The 22,017-nt window shown below is 69.6% G+C and carries 17 protein-coding genes; 5 read left to right on the top strand and 12 right to left on the bottom strand.

Features of this window, described 5'->3' with window-relative positions:
* Positions 1-15: 15 nt before the first annotated feature.
* The 3 genes from AB4120_RS06300 (at position 16) to pdxR (ending at position 3,779) form a co-directional block, all read left to right on the top strand.
* Positions 16-468: a hypothetical protein gene (locus tag AB4120_RS06300; protein WP_441642028.1), complete on the top strand. Its 453-nt coding sequence runs from the start codon at positions 16-18 to the stop codon at positions 466-468.
* Positions 469-538: 70 nt separating this feature from the next.
* Complete coding sequence (gene mprA / locus AB4120_RS06295) at positions 539-2,149, top strand: MprA protease, GlyGly-CTERM protein-sorting domain-containing form (protein ID WP_149136358.1); 1,611 nt, start codon at positions 539-541, stop codon at positions 2,147-2,149.
* A 145-nt stretch (positions 2,150-2,294) separates the two neighbouring features.
* Entirely contained in the window at positions 2,295-3,779 is a 1,485-nt protein-coding gene (gene pdxR / locus AB4120_RS06290; RefSeq protein WP_262389462.1) for a MocR-like pyridoxine biosynthesis transcription factor PdxR, read from the top strand.
* A gap of 66 nt (positions 3,780-3,845) precedes the next feature.
* Here the strand turns inward: pdxR and AB4120_RS06285 are convergent, their stop codons facing one another.
* The 12 genes from AB4120_RS06285 to glnE all read right to left on the bottom strand — a co-directional run bounded on the left by AB4120_RS06285 (position 3,846) and on the right by glnE (position 16,656).
* Positions 3,846-4,154, bottom strand: a complete 309-nt coding sequence (locus AB4120_RS06285; protein ID WP_149136359.1) for a c-type cytochrome — start codon at positions 4,152-4,154, stop codon at positions 3,846-3,848.
* 41 nt (positions 4,155-4,195) lie between these two features.
* Positions 4,196-5,755, bottom strand: coding sequence for a cytochrome D1 domain-containing protein (locus tag AB4120_RS06280; RefSeq protein ID WP_441642027.1), 1,560 nt, complete (start codon positions 5,753-5,755; stop codon positions 4,196-4,198).
* A 108-nt stretch (positions 5,756-5,863) separates the two neighbouring features.
* Entirely contained in the window at positions 5,864-6,631 is a 768-nt protein-coding gene (cobA, locus tag AB4120_RS06275) for a uroporphyrinogen-III C-methyltransferase (protein ID WP_149136360.1), read from the bottom strand.
* Between the two features lie 30 nt (positions 6,632-6,661).
* Positions 6,662-8,173 (bottom strand): cytochrome D1 domain-containing protein, encoded by a 1,512-nt coding sequence (locus AB4120_RS06270; RefSeq protein ID WP_441642105.1) that lies wholly within the window; start codon positions 8,171-8,173, stop codon positions 6,662-6,664.
* 5 nt (positions 8,174-8,178) lie between these two features.
* Complete coding sequence (gene nirJ, locus AB4120_RS06265; RefSeq protein ID WP_149136361.1) at positions 8,179-9,360, bottom strand: heme d1 biosynthesis radical SAM protein NirJ; 1,182 nt, start codon at positions 9,358-9,360, stop codon at positions 8,179-8,181.
* Entirely contained in the window at positions 9,360-9,887 is a 528-nt protein-coding gene (ahbB, locus tag AB4120_RS06260; RefSeq protein ID WP_149136362.1) for a siroheme decarboxylase subunit beta, read from the bottom strand. Before ahbB (AB4120_RS06260) ends, nirJ begins: the two co-directional genes overlap by 1 nt.
* The gene (locus AB4120_RS06255) at positions 9,887-10,366 is read right to left on the bottom strand and encodes an Lrp/AsnC family transcriptional regulator (RefSeq protein WP_149136363.1); all 480 of its coding nucleotides are present in this window, start codon (positions 10,364-10,366) and stop codon (positions 9,887-9,889) included. The genes ahbB (AB4120_RS06260) and AB4120_RS06255 overlap by 1 nt, the downstream gene beginning before the upstream one ends.
* Positions 10,363-11,337, bottom strand: coding sequence for a siroheme decarboxylase subunit beta (ahbB, locus tag AB4120_RS06250; protein WP_149136364.1), 975 nt, complete (start codon positions 11,335-11,337; stop codon positions 10,363-10,365). The genes AB4120_RS06255 and ahbB (AB4120_RS06250) overlap by 4 nt, the downstream gene beginning before the upstream one ends.
* A gap of 9 nt (positions 11,338-11,346) precedes the next feature.
* Positions 11,347-12,588: a cytochrome D1 domain-containing protein gene (locus tag AB4120_RS06245; protein WP_441642026.1), complete on the bottom strand. Its 1,242-nt coding sequence runs from the start codon at positions 12,586-12,588 to the stop codon at positions 11,347-11,349.
* A complete protein-coding gene (locus AB4120_RS06240; protein WP_441642025.1) occupies positions 12,516-12,812 on the bottom strand; it encodes a c-type cytochrome in 297 nt (98 codons plus the stop codon). The genes AB4120_RS06245 and AB4120_RS06240 overlap by 73 nt, the downstream gene beginning before the upstream one ends.
* A gap of 264 nt (positions 12,813-13,076) precedes the next feature.
* Complete coding sequence (gene rrtA / locus AB4120_RS06235) at positions 13,077-13,652, bottom strand: rhombosortase (protein ID WP_149137563.1); 576 nt, start codon at positions 13,650-13,652, stop codon at positions 13,077-13,079.
* A 37-nt stretch (positions 13,653-13,689) separates the two neighbouring features.
* The gene (gene glnE, locus AB4120_RS06230; RefSeq protein WP_441642024.1) at positions 13,690-16,656 is read right to left on the bottom strand and encodes a bifunctional [glutamate--ammonia ligase]-adenylyl-L-tyrosine phosphorylase/[glutamate--ammonia-ligase] adenylyltransferase; all 2,967 of its coding nucleotides are present in this window, start codon (positions 16,654-16,656) and stop codon (positions 13,690-13,692) included.
* A 109-nt stretch (positions 16,657-16,765) separates the two neighbouring features.
* On the opposite strand from glnE, the gene AB4120_RS06225 reads away from it, so the two are divergent.
* Positions 16,766-21,094, top strand: a complete 4,329-nt coding sequence (locus AB4120_RS06225) for a YhdP family protein (RefSeq protein WP_441642023.1) — start codon at positions 16,766-16,768, stop codon at positions 21,092-21,094.
* A gap of 36 nt (positions 21,095-21,130) precedes the next feature.
* On the top strand, positions 21,131-21,973 hold the full coding sequence (locus AB4120_RS06220; RefSeq protein WP_149136368.1) for a carbon-nitrogen hydrolase family protein: 843 nt from the start codon (positions 21,131-21,133) through the stop codon (positions 21,971-21,973).
* The last annotated feature ends 44 nt before the right edge of the window (positions 21,974-22,017 follow it).

The raw sequence follows: 22,017 nt of genomic DNA, 5'->3' as shown, positions 1-22,017 counted from the left end.
CAGGAGCTTCGCCCCATGACCGCTGGTCAGTCCCCGCAACACCCCCGCCCCCGCCCCCGCCGCAAGGTCCTGGCGATGGCGCTGGTCGCCGCCGCCTCGCTGGCATCGCTGGGCGCCGTCTCGGGCTGCGCGTCGGAGTCGAAATCGTTCGCGCCGCCGCGCGGCAGCATCACCGACGACCGCGCCATCGGCGATATCCTCGTCAAGTTCACGCCGCCCGAGGTGACGGTGTCCGAGGACGCCGGCAAGCTGCTGGCGGGGATCGAGGGCCCGGTCCGGTACGTGGTGAAGCGACCGATGTCCGGCGGCGTGTGGCTGGTCACCGCCATCACGGCCGTGCCTGACATCACGCTGGACCAGGCCGTGGCCACGCTGCAGGCCGCGCCGCGCGTGGAATCGGCCACGTCGGACCGCACGCTCAAGCCGCATCGCACCATGCCCACCAGCCGGGACATGCCAGCACAATAAAGCGCCCGTTTTCCTGTAGGTTGCTGTTCAGCAGTTCGCATCGCACTACCAACGCCCCCAGGAGTCGTAGATGCCACACCACACGCTGAAGCGCGGCCTGCGCGCCGCCCAAGGGCTGTCCGCCGCACTGCTGGCCGTGACGGCATGCTGGAGCCTGCCGGTGACCGCGCAGGGCCCCACCGGGGCGCGGGCCGCGCCGGTCTACACGGGCAACTACATCGTGCGCTGGCGGGATGGCAGCCAGTCCGCCACGCCCACCCAGATGCGCAACGTGGAGGCCAACACCGGCCTGGCGCTCGGCGTGAAGCGGCCGATGGCGGGCACGCTGCAACTGATGAGCGTGACCGACACCAAGGGTGACAACCCCGAAACGGTGGCGAAGCGCCTGCGCCAGGACCCGCGCATCGCCGATGCGGTGCCCGACCGCTGGCTGCGCCTGCACGACACCATCCCCAACGACCCCGAATTCGCCGGCAACCAGACCTACATGGGCCTGCCGAGCCAGGTGGTGGGCGCCGCCAACCTCACGCGCGCGTGGGACCGCTCGCGCGGCAGCAACAGCATCGTGGTGGCCGTGGTCGACACCGGCTACCTGCCCCACCCCGACCTGGTCGACCGGCTGGTGCCGGGCTACGACTTCATCAGCACCACCACCGTCTCCAATGACGGCGATGGCCGCGATAGCGACCCGATCGATCCGGGCGACTTCGTGCCAGCCGGCCAGACCTGCCAGGACGGCAGCGGCCAGGCCAACAGCACGTGGCACGGCACGCGCGTGGCCAGCGTGCTGGGCGCGCTGACCAACAACGGCGTGGGCATCGCCGGCGTGGACTGGGCCGCGCGGATCCAGCCGGTGCGCGTGTCGGGCCGCTGCGGCGCGCTGTTATCCGATACGGTTGACGGCATGCGCTGGGCCGGCGGGCTCGCCGTACCCGGCGTGCCGGCCAACGCGACGCCGGCCAAGGTGGTCAACGTCAGCCTGGGCGGTGGCAGCTGCTCGTCCATCGAACAGCAGGCCGTCAACGACCTGAACGCCGCCGGCGTGGTGGTCGTGGCCGCAGCCGGCAATTCGGCCGGCGCCGTGGAAGCCCCCGCCGACTGCACCGGCGTCATCGCCGTCACCGCCCACGCCAACGATGGCGAGAACGCCAGCTTCGCCAACGTCGGCCCGCAGGTCGCCCTGAGCGCCCCGGGCGGCGGCTGCGGCAACTCGCGCGTGGTGATGGTCGGCAACACGCCCACCTGCTCCACGCCGGGCGGCTCGTCGCTGATCCGCACGCTGAGCAATTCCGGCACGACTACAGCCGGTAACTTCGTCATCAGCAACTCCGCCGGCACCAGCTTCGCCGCGCCGATGGTCTCCGGCGTGGTGTCGATGATGTTCGCGGTCAATGGCGCGCTGACGCCAGCCCAGGTCACCGCCGGCCTGAAAAGCTCCGCACGCCCCCATCCCGCCAACACCTTCTGCACGGCCAGCGCGAACGTCGGCAAGTGCGGCGCAGGGTTGCTGGATGCCGACGGCGCGCTGGTGGCAGCTGCCAACCCGGCCGCTACGGCTACGCCTGCACCGGTGCCGGCTGCAACCGACAGCGGCGGAGGCGGAGGCGGCGCCATCGCGCCCTGGAGCGCGGTGGTGTTGCTCGTGGTTGGGGTGGTGGGATTTGGGATGCGACGGCGGTAGTAGATGGTGGCCGTGTGACGCATGCCATCAGTGTCTGACGCGGTGCGCTGATGATGACCTTGCGATGCCGCAAGGCGGCGTGGCATGCATCGACGTACCATGCAACGACACGTGAGATTTCGAGCACGGCCCCACCTCAACGCCCATGACGACGGATTCGAGTCCGCTCTTCGCTCAGTCGATGTCGATCGTCCGCGAAGCTGCCGGATCATACAAGCACCAGATTGCCAGACAGATCGAAGCGCTGATCACATCAGGCGTGCTGTCGCCACAGGCCAATCTCCCTTCCATCCGCGCAATGACTGCCTGGCTCGGGGTGTCCCGCAATACCGTGCTGGGCGCCTACGATCTGCTGGAACACGCGTGCCTGGTCCGGCGCGACCCGGGGCGCGGCTTTTTCGTCGCGGAGAACCCACCGCTTCAGGTAAAGCCGGCCCGGCGCGAGCGGTCTTCCATCCAGCCAGAGCACGACTGCCTCGATTTGCCTGAGCCTGTGGCGGCCTCGGGCGTCCATGTCGTACCGCCCGCTGCCCCGATATGCTTCGATTTCAAGGTCGGGCGGCCCGCTGTGTACGCCTTTCCATGGCGCCGCTGGGCGTCGTGGTCGTACCAGCTGCTGCGACATGCCGGCCACGCCATGACCGAGTACACCCCGGCCGCAGGGCTATGGGGACTGCGCATGCAGATCTCGGACTATCTGGAACGCAGCAAGGCGCTGCGCGTGGACCCCGAGCAGATCATCATCGTCGCGGGTATTCAGGAAGGTCTGAGCCTGCTCGCCGCGCACTTCCTGCGCCCGGGGTGCGAGGTGGTCATGGAAGCGCCCGGCTACACGGGATTCTCCAACATACTGGCCGCGCACGGCGCGGCGTGCATCGCATTGCCGGTTGACGAAGACGGCTTGCGCACCGACATGCTGCCCGAGCGGTCGGTGCGGATGGCTTACGTCACCCCTTCCCACCAGTATCCGCTCGGATACACCATGTCCATGGCCCGCCGCAAAAGCCTGCTCGCGTGGGCAGCGCGGCATGGCGCGCTGGTCATCGAGGATGACTATGACGGGGACTTCCGCTACAACCAGTCGCCGTTGCTGCCGTTGATGGCGCTCGACGATGCACGCACGGTCTACCTGGGCACCTTCTCCAAGGCGCTGGGGCCCGGCGTGAGGCTCGGCTACATGGTTTGCCCGCGCCGGCTCGCGGATGAACTGGGGAGCCGCAAGGCGCTGCTGAACAATGGCTGCCCATGGCTGGACCAGGCCGTGATGGCCCGGTTGCTCGAGAGCGGCGAGTATGCGCGGCACATCTACTGGCTGCGCAGCAAGTACAGCCAGCAGCGTGATGCCGTTCTGGCCGGCATCGCATCGCTCTGGGGCGGCGAGGGGCAGGTAAGCGGGCAAGACGCGGGAATGCACGTGGCCTGTCGGCTCCCGCCCGGCGCCCCGGGCGCTGCCGAGGTGGTAAAGCGGGCGCTGGGCGTGGGGGTTCGGCTGTACACCCTGCCCGATGCCGCAGGGGGAGATGAGCCGGTGCAGCACGATCGTGTCGTCCTCTTCGGCTATGCCGCGCTGGACCCGGCACAGATCGAGGCAGCGTTCGGGAGGCTCCTCCCGGTGCTGGGCAGCCATTGACCCAAGGTGGAACGGGCGCAGCCTGAGCGGCTGGGCCCGGTCTTCTCCCCGCGGCCCCGCCTTGCGCTAGCGCGCGGCCGGCAAGCCGGAAAAGTGCGTCGCCAGCGCCTCGATGATGTCGTCACTCAGGGATTCGGACATCGGCCCCATCACCGGATCGTCGCGCCGCTTCGTTTTGAAATCCTTGAGCTGCTTGACGAGGTATGCCGACTTCTGGCCGGCAAGATTCGGATACAGGCCGTTGGCACTGACGCCATCGTTCCCATGGCAGGACGCACAAAGCGGCATGATGCTTGCGATGGCCGCCGCGGGCTTTAGCGGATCGGACGCGGCGTAAGCCGAAAGCATGGGCGCCACGACGCCGCAGGCCAGCATCAGGCATCGCCCGACAAATATGGTTCGCATGATGGGTCTCCTCAATGTTCGCGGGTTTTGGGCAGGCCGACCGAAATCCATTGCGTCCGCGCACGCGAGAAGATGCCCGCCGGGCTCTCCATCTTGTGTTCGGCCAGCATCTTCAGCGTTTTGCTGTCATAGATCCGAAGCCGGTCGCCGTAGTAGCCCGCGCTCACGTACAGATGGTTGCCGGTGCGGTTGTAGGCGGGAAAGAAGGCGTGTCCGCCCACGTCGAGCGTGTGAACCACTTCGAGCGAATTCTTGTCGATCAGCTGGATCAGGCTCGCACGCTTGTCCTTGCTGACGATATCCACCGCCACATAGGGCGCGTCCGGATGGGCCGCTGGCGACTCCGTCGGGCCGGCCACCTTGATGTTCTTGACCACCGAAAAGTCCTTTGTGTCCCACACCGTGACCACATCGCCCTTGCTGCACTCGCCGATATTCGTGCCAAAAGCCAGCATCCGGTTGCCAACTGGCGTGACCGACCCCCCGCCCAGGTGCGGCTGGCATCCGGCCGGAATGTCCCGGGCCACCCTGTTCTCTTTCAGGTCGATGGCGATGACCTTGTTGTCGTCATAGGAAGCCACCATGGAATAGCGGCCATCGGGCGACAGGAACGTGTCATGCAGCAGGCGTCCCACATTGGCGAGCTTGGTCACCGGCATACCCGGCAAATCGGGGTCGATGATCCAGATCTGCCCCGCCTGGCGCAACGTGAGCGCGAACCGGTTGTTGATGCGGCTGCCGATGACCGGCCCGCCCGCCGACTTCACAAACTTCCCGTCGGGGTCGGTGCCTTCCAGCGTCAGGTACTTGACCGGCTGCAACGTCTGCGCATCGAGGATCGTCACTGCATTGGGGGCGAACGAACTGGCGGCGAGCCATTTTCCGTCGTTCGACACCGCGATGCCCGGGCCGGTCAGGCCTGTCCGCACGCGGCGCACGGCCTTCAGGGTATAGAGATCGATCTTGTACACATAGCTGTCATCGGTCTTCAGCCATGCCCAGCGCTCGTGGGTGGGGCTGAAATCGATGATATGGGGTGCGACGGGCGTGGCGATCTCGCCGACCACCTTGTTCGTCTTGCCGTCGAGGAAGACCAGCCTGGCATTGTCGCCGGGGCTTCCCCTCCCGTAACGGCCTCGCGCCATCACCGCCATCAGGTCGTACACCGTGTCGATCTCGTAGGCCGGCTTGGCCGGCAGCGTGCTTTCGTCCACCAGTACTTCGAGGCTGTCGCGCGCCTGCTCGAGGCTCCAGGTCAGCTCCGCCGGCGGCTGGGTCTTGATCAGCTTTGCCAACAGCCGTATGTCGGCATCGGGAAGCCGGCCAACGAACGGCGGCATGAGCGTGTCCGGAATGCCGGTCATGATGGTCCCGCGCAGGGCCGCCTCGCTTTGCAGCAGACGGTCCTTGTGCAGGCCGGGCCCGACATAGCCGCCGCGGCTGGCGGAATGGCAGACCGCGCAGTGGGCCTCGTACAGCGTGTTGGCTTTGGAGAGCTCCTGAGCCGTCATCGCGATCGACGTCCCGGACGCGATCGGAAGCAGCGCGAGAGATAGCAATCGAGCAAGCATGGGCGTTTTCCGTGGGTAAGTGTCTTTGGGTCTGAATGAACCGATACCGACTATGCCCGCGGGCCGTGCCCGTGACAGGGCATGGCTTGCGACATTTGATGGTTACGGTTAGCCCGCTGGCACGACGGCGCCGTGCATCGGCGGCGCAATCTTCGCGTCGGAGACCACCTCGCCCACCACGATGATGGCGGGGCTCTCCAACCCTGCGGCGCGCGCCTCGTCCAGCGTGCCAAGCGTGCCGGTCCACGAACGCTGTGCCGCGCCCCCGGCAGACATCACCACGGCGGCGGGCATGGCGGCGCGCATGCCCGCCGCCAGCAGGCCGTCCCGTATCGCCACAAGCCGGCTCATGCCCATGTAGATCACCAGCGTGGTGCCGCCGCGCACCAGTGCCGCCCAGCATGGCGAACCGTGCTCGAACGTGTGCCCGGTGACGAAGGTCACGCCGTGGCAGTGCGCCCGGTGCGTCAGCGCAATGCCCAGCGCCTGGGCGGCGGCCAGGCCGCTGCTGATGCCATTGACCACCTCCACCGGCACGCCATGCGCCTGCAGGGCGGCCACTTCCTCCCCGGCTCGGCCAAACAGCAGGGGATCGCCCCCTTTGACGCGCGCCACGCTGCGGCCGGCCAGCGCGTATTCCAGCGTACGCTGCTGGATGCGCGCCTGGCTGACCGAGCAGCGCCCGCCACGTTTGCCCACCCACTCGACCTCGGTGCCCGGCGTCGCATAGCTCGACATTTCCGGCGACACCAGGTCATCGACCAGCCATACATCGGCGGCGGCCAGCGCACGCATCGCGCGCACCGTGATCAGGTCCGGGCTGCCCGGTCCGACGCCGACGAGCCAGACCTTGCCGGGCTTGAGGGAAGCATTCATCCTGGGAAACTCCTGTCTCGCGCCGGCACGTCAATGGCTCGTGCCCGCCGACCTTGTGATCTTGTTGAAGACGTTGTACTTGCCGATGGGCTTGTCCATCGGGATGCGCTTGACCTCCTGCAGCGTGGCGGCGTCATAGACCACGATGGCGCCGTCGCGCTCCATCAGGCTGACGAGCGCATACCGGCCATCGCGCGTGAACTCGACATGCGCCGCGGTGCGCCCGGGGCTCGGCGTGACGCTGCCGGCGATCTGCAGGGTCTGTTTGTCGATGACCTGGAGCGTGTCGCGGCGCGTACTCATCATCGCGTCGGCCCACGCATAGCGGGAGGTCTCATGGCTGCGCAGGAAAAAGCCCGGGCCGTTCGTCGGCACGGTGGCGACGGTGCGCCAGTCCTGCATGTCGATCACCGTGATGCGGCCTTGCCCCAGATCGGGCGAAGCCATCACCGCCTGGCTGCCGCGTGTCCAGGTGATGCCGCTGCCAAGGTGTGGCATCCCGCCCAGCGCCAGCGCCGCCACCTTGCGGCCCTGATCGAGGTCGATCACCTGCCCGCCGCCCCCGCGCGAGGCGCCCAGGATGTGCTGGTACGGCGGGTCGAAGAAGAAGTCGTCGAGTACATCGTCCAGCGCGATCGTGCGCGGGGTAAGGGTCAGGGTCGGGGTCAGGGGGTCGGCGGCGTACGGAATCTCCCACACTTCGGGGATATCCTTGAGCGCGGCGATAAAGCTCTGGCGCGGCGCGGCGTCATACACGGCCGATACCCGCGACGCCTGGCCGTCGCGCCCCGTGACATCGATCACTCGCGCGAGCGACAGGTCGCCGGCATGCAGCAACACCAGCGTGCGCGGCAGGGTATTGCCGGCGAGCACCCAACGGCCATCGTCGCTGACCGCGATATTGCGCGTGTTCACGCCGACACGGATCTCGGCCACCGGAACAAGGTTCCACAGGTCGTATTTGCTGATCCAGCCGTCGCGGCTGGCCGTGTAGACGTAGCGGCCATCGGGGCTGAACTTGGGGCCGCCGTGCAGCGCAAAGCGGGTGGCGAAGCGATGGATGGGGGCGAGCCGGTCGCCATCGAGCACGCTCATATGGTGACTGCCGGCCTCCACCACCACGAACAGGTTCTGCGGGTCCGCGCTGAACACGGGCCGCGCCGGCAGCGTGCCCGGCGCGTGGTGCACCACGTGGCTGCCCCGGATCGCCCCGGCGTCCCACTGCGGCGCCTCCGCCGGCGCCGTTCGCAGCCAGCGCGCCAATGCCTGCAGGTCCGGCGCCGCCAGCGTGGCGCCGAAGGCCGGCATCTGGGTCGCGGCGCGACCATCGCGCAGCACGGCGCCGAGCTCCCCTTCGCGCAGCCGCGCCAGGCTTTCGGGCAGCAGCGCGGGCCCCATGCCTCCCAGGCGGGCCGCACCGTGGCAGGCCACGCAGTGCTGGGTGTAAAGCGCCGCCGGATCGCTGGCCAGTGTCGGCTGCGTGCCAACGGCCAGCACAAGGGTCAGCACAAGGGCCAGAATCCTCCCGAGCCTCCCGATCATGGCGGTCATGTCCCCGCCCCTGCCTTCGCCCCTGCCTCTGCGGCGGCGCCCGGAAGGATTTCTTCGTCGGACAGATAACAGCCCGGGTCCTCGGCCCACGGGTTGCCGGTCAGCGCGAAGGCGCGCGCGCGTGTATTGCCGTTGCAGATCGCGCGATGCGCACAGGCGGCGCAGCGTCCCTCCAGCGGGCGGGGACGGCTGGCAAGGCCCGCCATCAACGGATCGGCGCGACTGGCCCAGATTTCGCCAAACGCCTGTTCGCGCACATTACCCAGCGTCACCTGCCACCACATCGTATCCGGGTGAACGTTGCCGAGGTTGTCGATATTGGCCACGCCGACGCCGGTCGCGTTGCCGCCCCACTGCTCCAGCCGCCGACGCATCTCGCCGGCACGGTGCGGAAACCGTTGCGTGACCCATTGCAGCAGGTAGACCCCATCGGCATCGTTGTTGCCGGTGACGAAGTCGCCGGCATGGCCATCCTGCGCGCGTTGCCACACATGCGCGAAAAGCCAGTCCAGCGCGGTACGGGTGCGCGCGTGCCGGGCGTCGTCGGCACGATGGCGGCGGGCCCGGCCGGCGTAGTTGAAGTGGGACAGGTAGAACTTGTCGATGCCCTGGCGCTCGGTCAGCGCGACGACGTCGGGCAACTGCGCGGCGTTCTCGTCGGTCAAGGTCATGCGCACGCCCACCCGGAGCCCGGCAGCGCGCGCGGTGTGCAACCCCATCAGTGCGCGCGCAAAGGCGCCGTCGCTGCGCCGGAAACGGTCATGGGTGGCCGGCAGACCATCCAGGCTCACGCCAACGTAGTCGAAGCCCGCCTCGGCCAGCCGCGTGGCATGGTCCGCATCGAGCAGCGTGCCGTTCGAGGACAGCGAGAGATGGAACCCCATCTCGCGCGCACGCGCGGCAATCCGATACAGATCCGGGCGTAGCAGCGGCTCGCCGCCCGAGAGGATCAGTGCGGGCACGCGGGCTTCCCGCAACTGCTCCAGCACACGCAGCGCCTCGGCCGTGTCCAGTTCTCCGTGGAAGTCCGTATCGGCGGACGTGGCATAGCAGTGGCGGCAATTCAGGTTGCAGCGCCGGATCAGGTTCCAGATCACAACCGGCCCGGCGGCCCGGCGTGCCGGCGGCACCGGGCCGGCGTCGCGCAGGGCTTCCATGAAGCGGGACAAGCGGAACATCAGCGCGCCTCCAGTCGGACGGGGTCGGCCGGCGGCAGGCGCAGGCCGGTTTTCTTGAGAATGCGAACCGACCACAGCACGTCGTGCGCGCGGCAGGCGTCGCCCAGCAGCATGGCGATACGCGCGATCTGCGGCACGGCTTCCGCACGCGTGTGCGCGTGGACCATCGCGAACAGGTTGTACGGCCACTGCGGCAGCCGTCGCGGGCGGCGATAGCAATGACTGACGAAGGGCAGCGCGCCAATGCGCTCGCCCAGCGCATCAATGCGGGCATCGTCCACATCCCACACCGTCATGCCATTGGCGCGCCACCCGAGCCGGTAGTGGTTGGGCACCGCGCCGATGCGGCGCAGCGCGCCACGGGCCTGCATCGCGGCGAGCCGTTGAATGACTTCCGCTTCACCGATGCCAAGCCGTTCGGCCACGGCAGCGTACGGCGCGGACGTCAGCGGCAGGCCGGCCTGAGTGGCGCGGATCAGCGCCAGGTCGACGGCGTCCGGCTGGGGGCTGACATTGGCAGGGGTCATCACGCGGGCAGATAGAGGTTGACGAAGAACTCGCGTTCCTTGGGAAACGACAGGATCTCGACGCCCGTGGCGGCGGCGATGCGCGCCAGTGCCGGCGCGACGGCGCCGGCCTGCCCGACGGCCAGCACGAACCACAGGTTGAGACGGTGGGTACGAAGGTAGTGGTGCGCGACTTCCGGGAAGGCATTGATCGCGGCGGCAACGGCTTCGAGCCGTGGCGCCGGGGCATGGCAGGCGCACAGCACGAACCGGCCACCCGCCCGTTCGATCTGGTAAAGCGGCCCGAAGCGTGTCAGCACGCCCGCGGCCAGCAAGGCGCGCAGCCGCGCCAGCAATTCGTCTTCAGCAAGGCCGAGCGCCCGGGCGGCTTCGGCATACGGGCGCGGGACCAGCGGCAAGCCGCGCTGCAGCGCATTGACGATGTTCCGGTCCGTGTCGTCCAGGGTCGCTGCAGGGGATAAATCGGACGTGCAAGTCATGCGGGCACCTCCAGCGCGTAACGTGTACCGCGCTGCCGGTAGCAGCGCGTGCTGACCAGCACCGCGCCCGGGGCCGACGCGAGTTCGGGCACGGCACGCATCTGCGCCAGCGCGGGGGCCAGGTGCCCGGCATCGCGCGCATGCACCATGGCAAACAGGTTGTAGGGCCACGCCGGCGGCCGGCGTGCTCGCCGGTAACAGAGCGTGACCCGCTCCAGTTGGGCCAGCCGCACCCCGAGCGCATCGACATGCGCATCCGGCACGTCCCAGACGCACATGGCGTTGTGCCGATAGCCGAAGCGGCCATGGTGGAGCACCACGCCCAGGCGCCGTATCACGCCTTGCGCGGACCACTGCGCCAGCCGCTCCAGCACCCACGCCAGCGGCAGGCGGGCGCGTTGCGCCAGGGCATCGAAGGGACGTGGCACCAATGGCAGGCCGGCTTCCAGCGCAGCCACCAGGCGCCATGCGGCGTCGTCCAGCGCCACCGGGCCCGGCGCTGCCTGGAGCGGGCGCTTGCGGCGCGGGCCCGCGAGCGGGAAGCCGAGGTCGATGTGGTACTCGCGCGCCATCGGCAGGTCCAGCGGCGCGAGACCGGTCATGGCCGCGATCGACGCCAGCGTGCCGTCAAGCGCGCCACGGTCGCGGGCGCCCGCGACAAACCAAAGGTTGTACGGATGGCCGCTGCGCGCGTAGTTGTGGCTGACAGCGGCACAGGCGCTCACCAGCGCCGCCACGCGATCGAGCTGATCCGGCGGCACGCGCAGCGCCGCCAGCGTGCTGACGCCGATCACGTTGGGCGCGAACACCGCGCCCACGCGGCTGATGCGTCCGCCGTGCAGGCCACGCGCCAACAGGGCCAGCAGCGTGTGTTCGCACAAGCCCAGCCGGGCGGCCAGCACCTGGTAAGGCCGGGGTTGCAGCGGGAAGCCGTGCTGCAGGTTGTCGAAGCTGAGGAATTCGTCGCGCATGGCCGGCACCTACATCCCGAAGCGCTGCGCGCGGGCGGTGAAAAAAATGCCGCTGGGATGGTCGGCAGCCAGCGTGCCGATACGCGCCAGCGTGGCGGTGTCGTAGACCTCCACGCGGTTGTCGTCCCGGCAGGACAGCCACAGCGCCTCGCCCTTGGGCGTGAATTCCATGTGGAGCACGCCGCGGCACGGGCGCAGGGTCCGCACCACCTCACGCGAGGCGGTGTCGATCACCTGGACGACATCGTTGTGCGGAAATGCGAAATTGACCCACACTTGGCGCCCGTCCGGGCGGGCCATGGCGAATACCGGCTGCCCGGCCACCGCCACGCGCGCAATCTCCTGCCAGTTGCGCGCCGGATCCGCCACCAGAACTTCGTGGCGACCAATGGCCGGCAGCCATGCCCGGCCCTGGGCCATCGCCCAGCCACGCAGGTGCGGCATCTTGTAGACCGGCAGCGGCTGGTTTCCCCGGCCATAGCCGGAGAGGATGCGACGCGCCTGGGGCGGCGTCTGCCACAGGTCGACCAGGGTCAGGCCGTCTTCACCGAACAGCCCCGCCAGGTACCAGCGGCCATCGGGCGTGACCAGGGCGTCGTACGGCTCGCGGCCTGCCGGCAGCCGCGTGACCTGCGGATGGCGTGGCTCGGCGGCGTCGATGATCCAGATCTCGCCTGACTCGAACAGGCTCGCTGCAAAACGGCGGCCGGGCAGGTCCGCGAGGCCCACGACCTTGGAGCGACAGCCATCGCCGCCGATGGCGGGCACGTCCGCAAGCGCCTCGAGCGTCTGGGCGTCGAACAGGCGGATACCACCCGGCGCGTAATTCTGCGCGGCCACCACGCGGCCATCCTGGGAAATCGCGCCGCCTATGCTGTTGCCGGCTTGCAGGATGCGATGGGTAATGCGTGCGGTCAGCAGGTCCACACGCGTGAGGCCGCCGTCGCGGCCGAACACGTAGGCGTAGCGGGCATCGCGCGAAAACACCACGCTCGCGTGAGACAGATCGCCCAAGCCATCCACCGTGGCCAGCCGCGTCATGCCGGTGGTCTCCACAATTTGCACACGGCCGGCCGCGCGCTCCACTACCACGCCGAGATCGCCGGTGCCGCGCACCGTATCGGCGCATCCCGCCGTCAGCACGGCAACGCCGGCCAGCGCCGCTGCAAGGCCACGCCTTAGCGAGCCGGCGCCGCGAGGGCCCGCCGGGCGACCGGCGGGGTACCGGCCTGGAGTCGTTCGATCAGCCATTGCGCGTCTTCCTGCGTCATGAAGGGTTGCCAGGGCGGCATCGCGGTGCCGGGCCGGCCATACAGCACCGTGGCGACAAGGCCATCGGGCGGCTTGCCCGCCAGCGCCTCACGCGTCAGCGGTGGACCCAGCCCGCCGCGCAACGTCATGCCGTGGCAGGCGCCACAGTCATGGCGCAGCCACTGCGCAAGCTGCGCCTGCCGTGCCGGCGCAGGCTGCGCCATCGCCAGGGCCGGCGCGGCCAGCAACATCAGGCAGACACGCCGCCACGCCGCTGCGCTCAGCGCGCGCCGCGCGGGCATAGGCCTTCAGGACTCGAAGATGGGTTCGCTTTGAGAAGGGACATGCTTGTCATCGCTAGCTCGGCGTAGTGCGGCTGGGTGTAGGCAAACTATGCCAGCCGCATGCCCCCAGGGAGGGGTACGAACCGCGACAGTTCATGGGTACGGCAAGCTGCGCCGGCACGCCCGTGCGCACGGGGATGCGGGCTAGGCGGCACTCCCCCGCCGCGTGCGCCACCATTCCTGCAGCACCCAGCATGCCAGCCCGGCGATCGCGCCGGCGGCGTGGGCGGCGCGGACGATGCCGAAGCCCCAGGACGGGTCGAAGACCAGGGCGGCGAGCCAGGATTGCTCGGTCCAGACCTTGCCGATCACCACCACGCAGGTGATGACGCCGATCACGCGCGAGAAGCCCGGGGCTTGCAGCAGCCGCAGGCCGGCCCAGAGGGCCAGCCCGTGCAGCGCACCGGACAGCCCGCCGTACCAGCCGACCGAGGGGATGCTTAGCAGGGCCACCTGAACGGCCAGCCCGCTGATGACGAGGACCGCCAGCATCTCGCGGATGCGGGTGGCGCGGCCGGCCAGCAGCAGCAAGCCTGCGGCCGCGGCCATGTCCGCCAGATAGTGACGCCAGTCCAGATGCACCCACATCGCCGTAGCCACCCGCCACCACTGGCCGTCCAGCCGCACCGCGTCGCGCAGGTACAGGCCGTGGGCGTGCAGCCAGGGGACGAAGGTGAACAGCGCGGCCAGTCCGGCCACGCCGGCGATGGTCGCCAGCATGGCCGGCCAGCCGTGGTCGGGCTGGGGCGGGACCGAACTAGCCACCGAAGACCGCGCGCCACAGCGCCTGCACCTGCGCGGTCTGGTCCGCCACGGAGGCCGGCGGCACGCGGGCCTGGTCCTGGCCATCGAGCCGCAGCTTGTGCTGGCGTGCGCGGAACAGCCGGTAGGCGTCGCCCACGGCCACAGCGAGGGTCTTGTCGATCAAACCAAGCTCGCCGGCCATGCGCAGCAGCGCGATATTGCCCTTGTTGCCGGTCAGCGACGGATGCGCGCCGCTGTGCAGCAGCACGAGGTACTGCACCGTGAACTCGATATCGACCATGCCGCCCCGGTCGTGCTTGAGGTCGAACAGCGGCGTGGGGTTGGGATGGCCCTCGGCCACCTTGGCGCGCATCTGCACGATTTCGTCGCGCAGCGCGGCGGCGTCGCGCGGCTGGCGCAGCACCTCCTCGCGCAGCGCCTCGAAGCGCGCGCCGATCGCGCTGTCGCCGGCGCACCAGCGGGCCCGCGTGAGCGCCTGATGCTCCCAGACCCAGGCGGTGTTGTCGCCCTCGCGCAGCTGATAACGCCGGAACGCGTCGAAGCTCGTCACAAGCAGCCCCGCCGCGCCGTTGGGCCGCAGCCGCATGTCCACATCGAACAGCATGCCGGCCGCCGTGTGACTCGTGAGCCACGTAATCAGGCGGCGGGCGTAGGCCGCGTAGACGTCCGGCGCGCGCTCGTGGTCATCGTCATACAGGAAGATGATGTCGAGGTCGGACGCATAGCCCAGCTCCTTCCCGCCCAGCCGCCCGTAGGCGATGACCGCGAAGCGCGGCGTCTCGGCGTGGCGCGTGGCCAGCTGGGCCCAGACCGCCCCGAGCGTGACTTCGAGCATCGCGTCGGCCAGGTCGGAGAGACGGTCGGCCACCTGCTCCACGGTCAGCAGGCCGTGCAGGTCCTGCAGCAGGATCCGGAAGGTCTCGGCGTGGTGCTCGCGGCGCAGGATGTCCATCTGCATCTCGACCTGCCCGTGCGCCACCTGCAGGCGCTCGGCCACGCGGGCGCGGAAGGCGGGCCAGTCCGGCGCGCTCGCCAGCGCCTCGCTATCGAGCAATTCGTCCAGAAGCTGCGGATGGCGGGTCAGGTAGGCCGCCGCCCAGCGCGAGGCATGCAGCGTCTGGGCCACGCGGTCCATCGCCTGCGGGTACTCGGACAGCAGCGAAAGATACGACGCCCGCCGGCTGATCGCATCGAGAAAATCAAGGAAACGGGCGATGGTGCTGTCGGCATCGTCCTGTTTGTTGGCGAGGTCGAGCGCACGGTTGACCAGTTGGTCGAAGCGCGCCCGGCTCGACTCGGACAACGCGCGGTAGCGTACCGAGGTGGCGATGGCGCGCAGGCGGTCGTAGAGGCCGGTGCAGTCGCTGAAGCCGGCGGCCTGGAGCCGCTGGCACGGCGACGACTCGGGATCGGTCTCGTCCGGGCCGTCCTGCGTGGGCCGCGAGCCCTGCCCTTCCCGCACGATCTCGGGCCAGAGCGCCTCGCACTGCGGCGCGTCCGGGTCGCTGAACGGATCGGCGAAAGTGGCCTCGAACTGCTGCGCCACGGGTGCCATCAGCGCATTCATCTGCGCCACCAGCGCGGGCCAGTCGTCATAGCCCATCATCCGCGCCACGGCCAGCTGTTCGTCCTCGCTGGTCGGCAGGTGGTGGGTCTGGGCGTCGTCGCGGTATTGCAGCCGGTGTTCCAGCTGGCGCAGGAAGCGGTAGGCATCGGCCAGCTGCTCGGCCTGCCCCGCCGGCAGGAGGTTGCGGGCCACGGCCACGTCGAGGACCTCGAGCGTCGGCCGCACGCGCAGCGCGGCGTCCTGGCCGCCGCGGATCAGCTGGAACACCTGCGCCATGAACTCGATTTCGCGGATGCCGCCGCGCCCGAGCTTGATATTGAACGAACGCTGGTTCACGCCATGGCCGGCCAGCCCGCCGCTGCGCTTGGCCGCCTCCGCACGGATCTGGGCGTGCAGCGCGCGGATGGCCGCGATTACGCCATAGTCGAGGTAGCGCCGGAACACGAACGGCGTGGTCAGCCGGCCCAGCAGGGCCGCCGTGCGCGTGGCGTGCGGCGTATCCAGCGCGGAGACCACGCGGCCCTTGATCCAGGCGTAGCGCTCCCACTCGCGGCCCTGCACGACAAGGTATTCCTCGAGCATGCCCAAGCTGCACACCAGCGGGCCGGCGTCGCCGTTGGGCCGCAGCCGCATGTCCACGCGGAACACGTAGCCGTCGGCGGTCACCTCGGAGAGCAGGTTGATCAGGCGCCGGCCCACGCGGATGAAATACTCGTGGTTCGAGAGGCTGCGCGCGCCGCCCTGGGTATCGCCATCCTCGTCGTAGAGAAAGATCAGGTCGATATCTGACGAAACGTTGAGTTCGCGCCCGCCCAGCTTGCCCATGCCCACGACTACCAGCTCCTGCACCTCGCCGCTCTGGGCGCCGGTGGGCCGGCCGTAGGTGGCGGCAAGGTCGTCGCCGAGCACGCGCAGGCCGAACTGGATGCCGAGTTCGGCGAGGTCGGTCATCGCGCCCGTGATCTCGCCGAGCGGGGCCAGCCCGCGCAGGTCGCGCTCGATCACCACGCACATGACTTCGGCCCGCAGCCGGCGCAGCGCCTGGGCGGCGGCGGCCTCGGCATCGGCGGACGGGGCGTGGAGCGCCTGCAGCCGTGCCTCCATCCATGCCCGCGTCAGGGGCGCCCGGGCGGCATCCGCCACCACGGCGGCCAGTTCGGGACGCGCCTGGAGCACGCGGCGGGCGTAATGGGAGGCCTGCGCCGAGTACAATACGTCGCCCTCGCCTGCGGCATTGGAATCCGTGGCGGGTAACTCCCTGGCCATCACCGTGGCATAGGCCCCTTCGACCATGTTGCCGATGGGGCCAGGCGGCGCATCCGGCGCCTCGGTGGGAAGGGGGTGAGCCGGGGCGGCGCCCGCGGCGGAACTCGTCGGATCAGGGACAGTCATTCCAGTAACTTTGCAATGCGGGCAGGCGCCGTGGCGATACGCGGTGGCGCAACAACGCACCCTTATCGACCACTTTGGAGAGCGGCTAGTATTGTCGGATAATCTGCGCATGTCCAGACGCCCCGCCGCCCCTGCCGCGCCCGCCGACGGTTCCGCGTCCGCCAGCGCCGCTGCCGAGGCGTCCGCCGCCACCGCCGGCCAGGCTTCCCAGGCTTCTCATTCCTCCTCCGCACCCGGCGTGGGTGAGCGGCTGCGTGCGGCCGCCCGTGGCGGCTGGCGCGCGCTGCGCGCCGGCGTGACGCACCCGGTCTGGCCCCGGCTCTGGCGGGTGCTGGTGCGCATCGCACTGGCGCTGGCCGCGCTGGCCGTGGTGGCAGTGCTGCTGATCCGCTTCGTGTTGTGGCCGCAAGCCCATACCGCGCGCCAGTGGCTGGAGCAGCAAGGCTCGGCGGCCTTGTCCGCCCAGTTGACCATCGGCGAACTGGATACATTCTGGGACGGTTGGCATCCGGCGTTCCGCGCACGCAACGTGCGCGCCGTGGACAGCCAGCAGCGCGTGCTGCTCTCCGCCGGCACGCTCGACGGCAAGCTCTCCTGGCATTCCGTGCCGGCGCTGACCCTGCAGTTCGCCACCCTGATGGCCGAGCGCACCGATGTGCTGGTGCGCCGCACGCCCGAGGGCCGCCTGCTGGTGGCCGGCGTGCCGATCGAGGCCCATCCGTCCACCACCAACGACGATCCGTTCCTGAACTGGCTGCTCGCTCAGGGCCATATCGAGCTGATGAGCGGCAATCTGCGCTGGCTGGACGAAAAGGCCCGCCTGCCGCAGCTGGATGTGGCCGACATCCATTTCACCGCGCACCGCAACGGTGCCCAGCACACGCTCCGGCTGGAGGCGCGCAGCGCCTCGCTGGCGCCCCAGCCGCTGGTCTTTCAGGCCGCACTGCGCCACGACTACCTGCGTGCCACCGGCGACTGGCGTCACTGGACCGGCCAGGCCAACTGGGACTTCAGCCAGTTGCAGCTGCCGGTGGTGCAGCGCTACCTCGCCATCTTCGACCACGTGGACAGCGGTGTCTTCAGCACGTCCGGTTCGGTCGACTTCCGCGAAGGCCACCTGATCGGCAGCCAGATGCGGATGCGCGCCACGGGCGTGGCCCTGCAACTGGCCGGCGCCGCCGAGCCGCTCAAGCTGGCCAACGCGCAGGCGCTGCTGCTGCACAAGGGCGACCGCGCCGGCAACCACCAGTTGACCATCGACACGCTGCTCTGGCAGCCCGAACCGCTGGCCGGGCCGCCTTCGAGCGCCGATACGACCTGGCGCGAAGGCATGCGCAAGGTCACCGTGAACTGGACCCGCGACGATCGGGGCGAGTTGCGCAAGTTCGCGCTCAAGGCGCCGACGTTCGACCTGAACACCGTACGCGCGCTGGCTACCTCCCTGCCGCTGGATACCGCGTTGCTGCGCCAGTTGCGCGTGCTCCAGCCGGCCGGCCATATCGATAACCTCGACGTGGCATGGTCGCGCGAGCGCGCCGGGCTGCTCTCGCGCAGCCCGGGCGCGTCCCACTACGCCGTGCAGGGCACGCTGCGCAAGGTCTCGGTGAACAGCCAGCCGGCCGTACCGGCCATGGCCGCCGATGGCCTGCCCCGCGCCGGCACGCCGGGCTTCGCCCAGCTTTCGGGCAATTTCAGTTTCGATGACCGCCAGGGCACGGCGCGCGTGGACAGCACCGATGCCGCGCTGATGTTCCCCGGCGTGTTCGAAGAGCCGCGCATCCCGTTCGACGAACTGCGCGGCGAGATCCGCTGGACGCAGGACGCCGGCAAGCTCGCCGTGCACACCGATGGCGTGCGCTTTGCCAACGCCGACACGGCCGGCACGGTGCGCGGCACCTGGCGCGCCGGCGGCGACGGCAACGGCGGCATCGCCGATCTTTCAGGCGAACTGGACCGCGCGCTGGCCAACCGCATCGTCCGCTACCTGCCGCTGACGCTGCCCAGCACACGCGATTACCTGGGCGGCGCGCTGGTCGGCGGCGAGGCCACCGGCGCCAAGTTCCTGATCAAGGGCGACCTGTCCCACTTCCCGTTCCATCCGCCGTTCCAGAAGGCGGGGGACTTCCGCGCCGAGATTCCGGTGCAGAACGTGAGCTACCAGGTGGCACCGCACGAGACCGGGCCGAACGTGACTGGTGGCGTGAATGGCAACGGCCACGGCAAGGCCAACGCCGGCACGGCCTGGCCCGACTTCACCGACATCCAGGGCAATGTGATGTTCGAGCGCGGCAGCCTGACGTTCCTGGCCAAACGGGCGGCGGTGCGCGGCGTGCCGGGCGTGGTGCTCCAGAACGTCAACGGCCGCATCGACGATCTGAGCGACCATGGCCACCTGATGATCGACGGCATGGCCAACGGGCCGGTGCAGAGCTTCCTGCGCTTCATCGCCAATACCCCGGTCAAGGGCTGGACCGGAAACGTGACGGAAAATTCACATGCACCCGGTCAGGGCGACCTGAAGCTGAAGCTTGACCTGCCGCTGCACCACGCGGCCGGCACCAAGGTGGACGGCCAGTTCCGCTTCCCCGGCAACGATGTGACGCTGTTCCCGGAACTGCCCACGCTTTATGGTGCGACGGGCGTGGTGGCGTTCGACGAGCACGGCTTCCGGCTCGACAACGTGCGCGGCCGCTTCCTTGGCGGCGAGACGCGGATCGGGGGCGGTACCCAGTCCGATGGCGCCACGCGCGTGACCGTGGGCGGCACCGCCACGGCGGCCGGCCTGCGCGAAGCGCTGGCCGCGGCGGGCAGCAACGCCGGCACGCATATGGAAGGTGCCACGGCCTACAACGCCGAGATCGGCATCCGCGACAAGCATCTCCAGATCCAGGTGGGCTCCAGCCTCGTCGGCATGGCGCTGAACCTGCCGGCGCCGCTGGTCAAGACGGCGGCCCAGGAAATGCCGCTGCGCTTCGACCTGCGCCCCACTACGGCGGCGGCCCGCGCCGGGCAGGACGACCTGACCGTGCAACTCGGCAACGCGGTGGCGGCGCGCTATGTCCTGCGGCGCGGCGCAGAGGGCCTGGAGGTCATCTCGGGCGGCATCGGCGTGGGCCAGCCGGCGCCGCAGCCGGCCAGCGGCGTCACGGCAGCGCTGACCGCCGAGCGGCTCGACGTCGATGCCTGGCGCAACGCGCTGGGCGGCACGGTGCCAACGCCGGCCGCGCCGGGCCGCGACAACCCGAACAACATCGAACGCAACTCGCCATTCCTGCCCGAGCGCGTCACCGTGCGCGCCAAGACGCTCGATGCGTTCGGGCGCAGCCTCGACGACGTCTCCCTCGACGCCAACCGCGAGGGCAGCGGCTGGAACGCGCAGATGACGTCGCGCCAGATCGCCGGCACGGCGCAGTGGCGGCGCGATGCCAACACGCCGTCCGGCGCGCTGTCCGTGCGGCTGTCGCGGCTGGACTTCCCCGAGGCCGCCGATGACGGCCACGCCACCGACACCATGGCGCGCAATATCGAGGAACTGCCCGCGCTGGACCTCGTGGCGGAGAAGTTCGTGCTGCGCGGCAAGGATTTCGGCAAGCTGGAAGTCAAGGCGCACACCAGCCACGCCGGCAACGAGCCGGTCTGGACGCTGGACAACCTCACCATCGAGCAACCGGGCGCCACGCTGACCGGCAACGGCACCTGGCGCGTGCCGCGCCGCCTGCGCGATGCAGTGGCGAGCAGCACCGCCTCCCCCACCGAGGGCCGTCGCACGCTGCTGAACTTCAAGCTGGACATCCGCGACGCCGGCGACGTGCTGGACCGCATGGGCATGGCGCACACGCTGCGCGACGGCAAGGGGGCGTTCGAAGGCCGCATCGCGTGGCGCGGCTCGCCGCTGTCGATCGACTATCCGTCGCTGTCCGGCCGGCTCTCGCTGAAGCTGGAGAACGGCCAGATCCTCAGCGTGGAGCCGGGCGCCGCACGCCTGCTGGGCGTGCTGAGCCTGCAAAGCCTGCTGAAGTTCGCGACACTCGATTTCCGCAGCCTGTCCAACCGGGGCGTGGTGTTCGACGACCTGACCGGCAGCGGCACGATCGAGAACGGCGTCGGCAAGATCGACGAATTCCAGCTCAAGAGCAGCCAGATGATGGCGTCGATGACCGGCACGGCCAACCTGCTGCGCGAGACGCAGGACCTCCAGGTTTCGGTGGTGCCGCGCATCAACGCCACGACCACCTCGGTGGCGGCCGCGTTCATCAATCCGGTGCTCGGCATCGGCACGCTGGCCGCCCAGCTGCTGTTCGCGGACGAGTTCTCCAAGGTGTTCACGCTGCACTATCACGTGTCCGGGTCGTGGGCCGATCCCAAGATCACGAAAGTGGAGGACAATAAGCCCCGACAGCCGTCGATCCAGGACCGCGCGACCGAGTTCCTCCGCTAGGAACGGGCTCGCCGCCCCGACACAGGACGCCTCACGATGACCGCTTCCGCCGCTTCCGCCGCACCCGCCGCCCCGTTCCGCGTCGCCGCCGTGCAGACCGTGACGGGCACGTCGCTCGATGCCAACCTCGCCCGCGCCGACGCGCTGATCGCCGAGGCCGTGCGCGGCGGCGCCGAACTGGTGCTGCTGCCCGAGTACTTCTGCATGATGGGCCGGCAGGAGACCGACAAGGTGGCGATTCGCGAGCAGGACGGCGACGGCCCGGTGCAGCGCTTCCTGGCCGATGCCGCGCGGCGCCACCGCGTGTGGCTGGTGGGCGGCACGCTGCCGCTGCACTGCGGCGACGAAGGCCGGGTCTACAACACCTCGCTTGCCTTCGACCCGCGCGGCGAGCGCGTGGCGCGCTACGACAAGATCCACCTGTTCGGCTTCACCAAGGGCACCGAAAGCTACGACGAGTCCCGCACCATCCTGGCCGGCACCGAGCCGGTGGCGTTCGAGGCGCCGTGCGGCCGCGTGGCAATGTCGGTCTGCTACGACCTGCGCTTCCCCGAGCTATACCGCCATCTGGCCGCCGGCGGCGGCACGAGCTTGATTCTGATGCCGGCCGCCTTCACCTACACCACGGGCCAGGCGCACTGGGAGATCCTGCTGCGGGCCCGGGCGATCGAGAACCAGTGCTATGTGCTGGCTGCGGCACAGGGCGGCAAGCACGAAAACGGCCGCCGCACGTGGGGCCACACGATGCTGGTCGATCCGTGGGGCGAGGTGCTCGGCGTGCTGCCCGAGGGCGAGGGCGTGGTGGCCGGCGTGATCGACCCGGCGCGGCTGGCGGAAGTCCGTCAGAACCTGCCGGCGCTGCGGCATCGGGTGCTGTAGCATCTACCCCAACGACTACGATCTGAAGCCGGCCCGTGCCGGCT

Source organism: Cupriavidus sp. 2KB_3, from assembly GCF_052115685.1.
Lineage (GTDB): Bacteria > Pseudomonadota > Gammaproteobacteria > Burkholderiales > Burkholderiaceae > Cupriavidus > Cupriavidus campinensis.
This window is presented reverse-complemented; position numbering and strand designations above follow the sequence as displayed.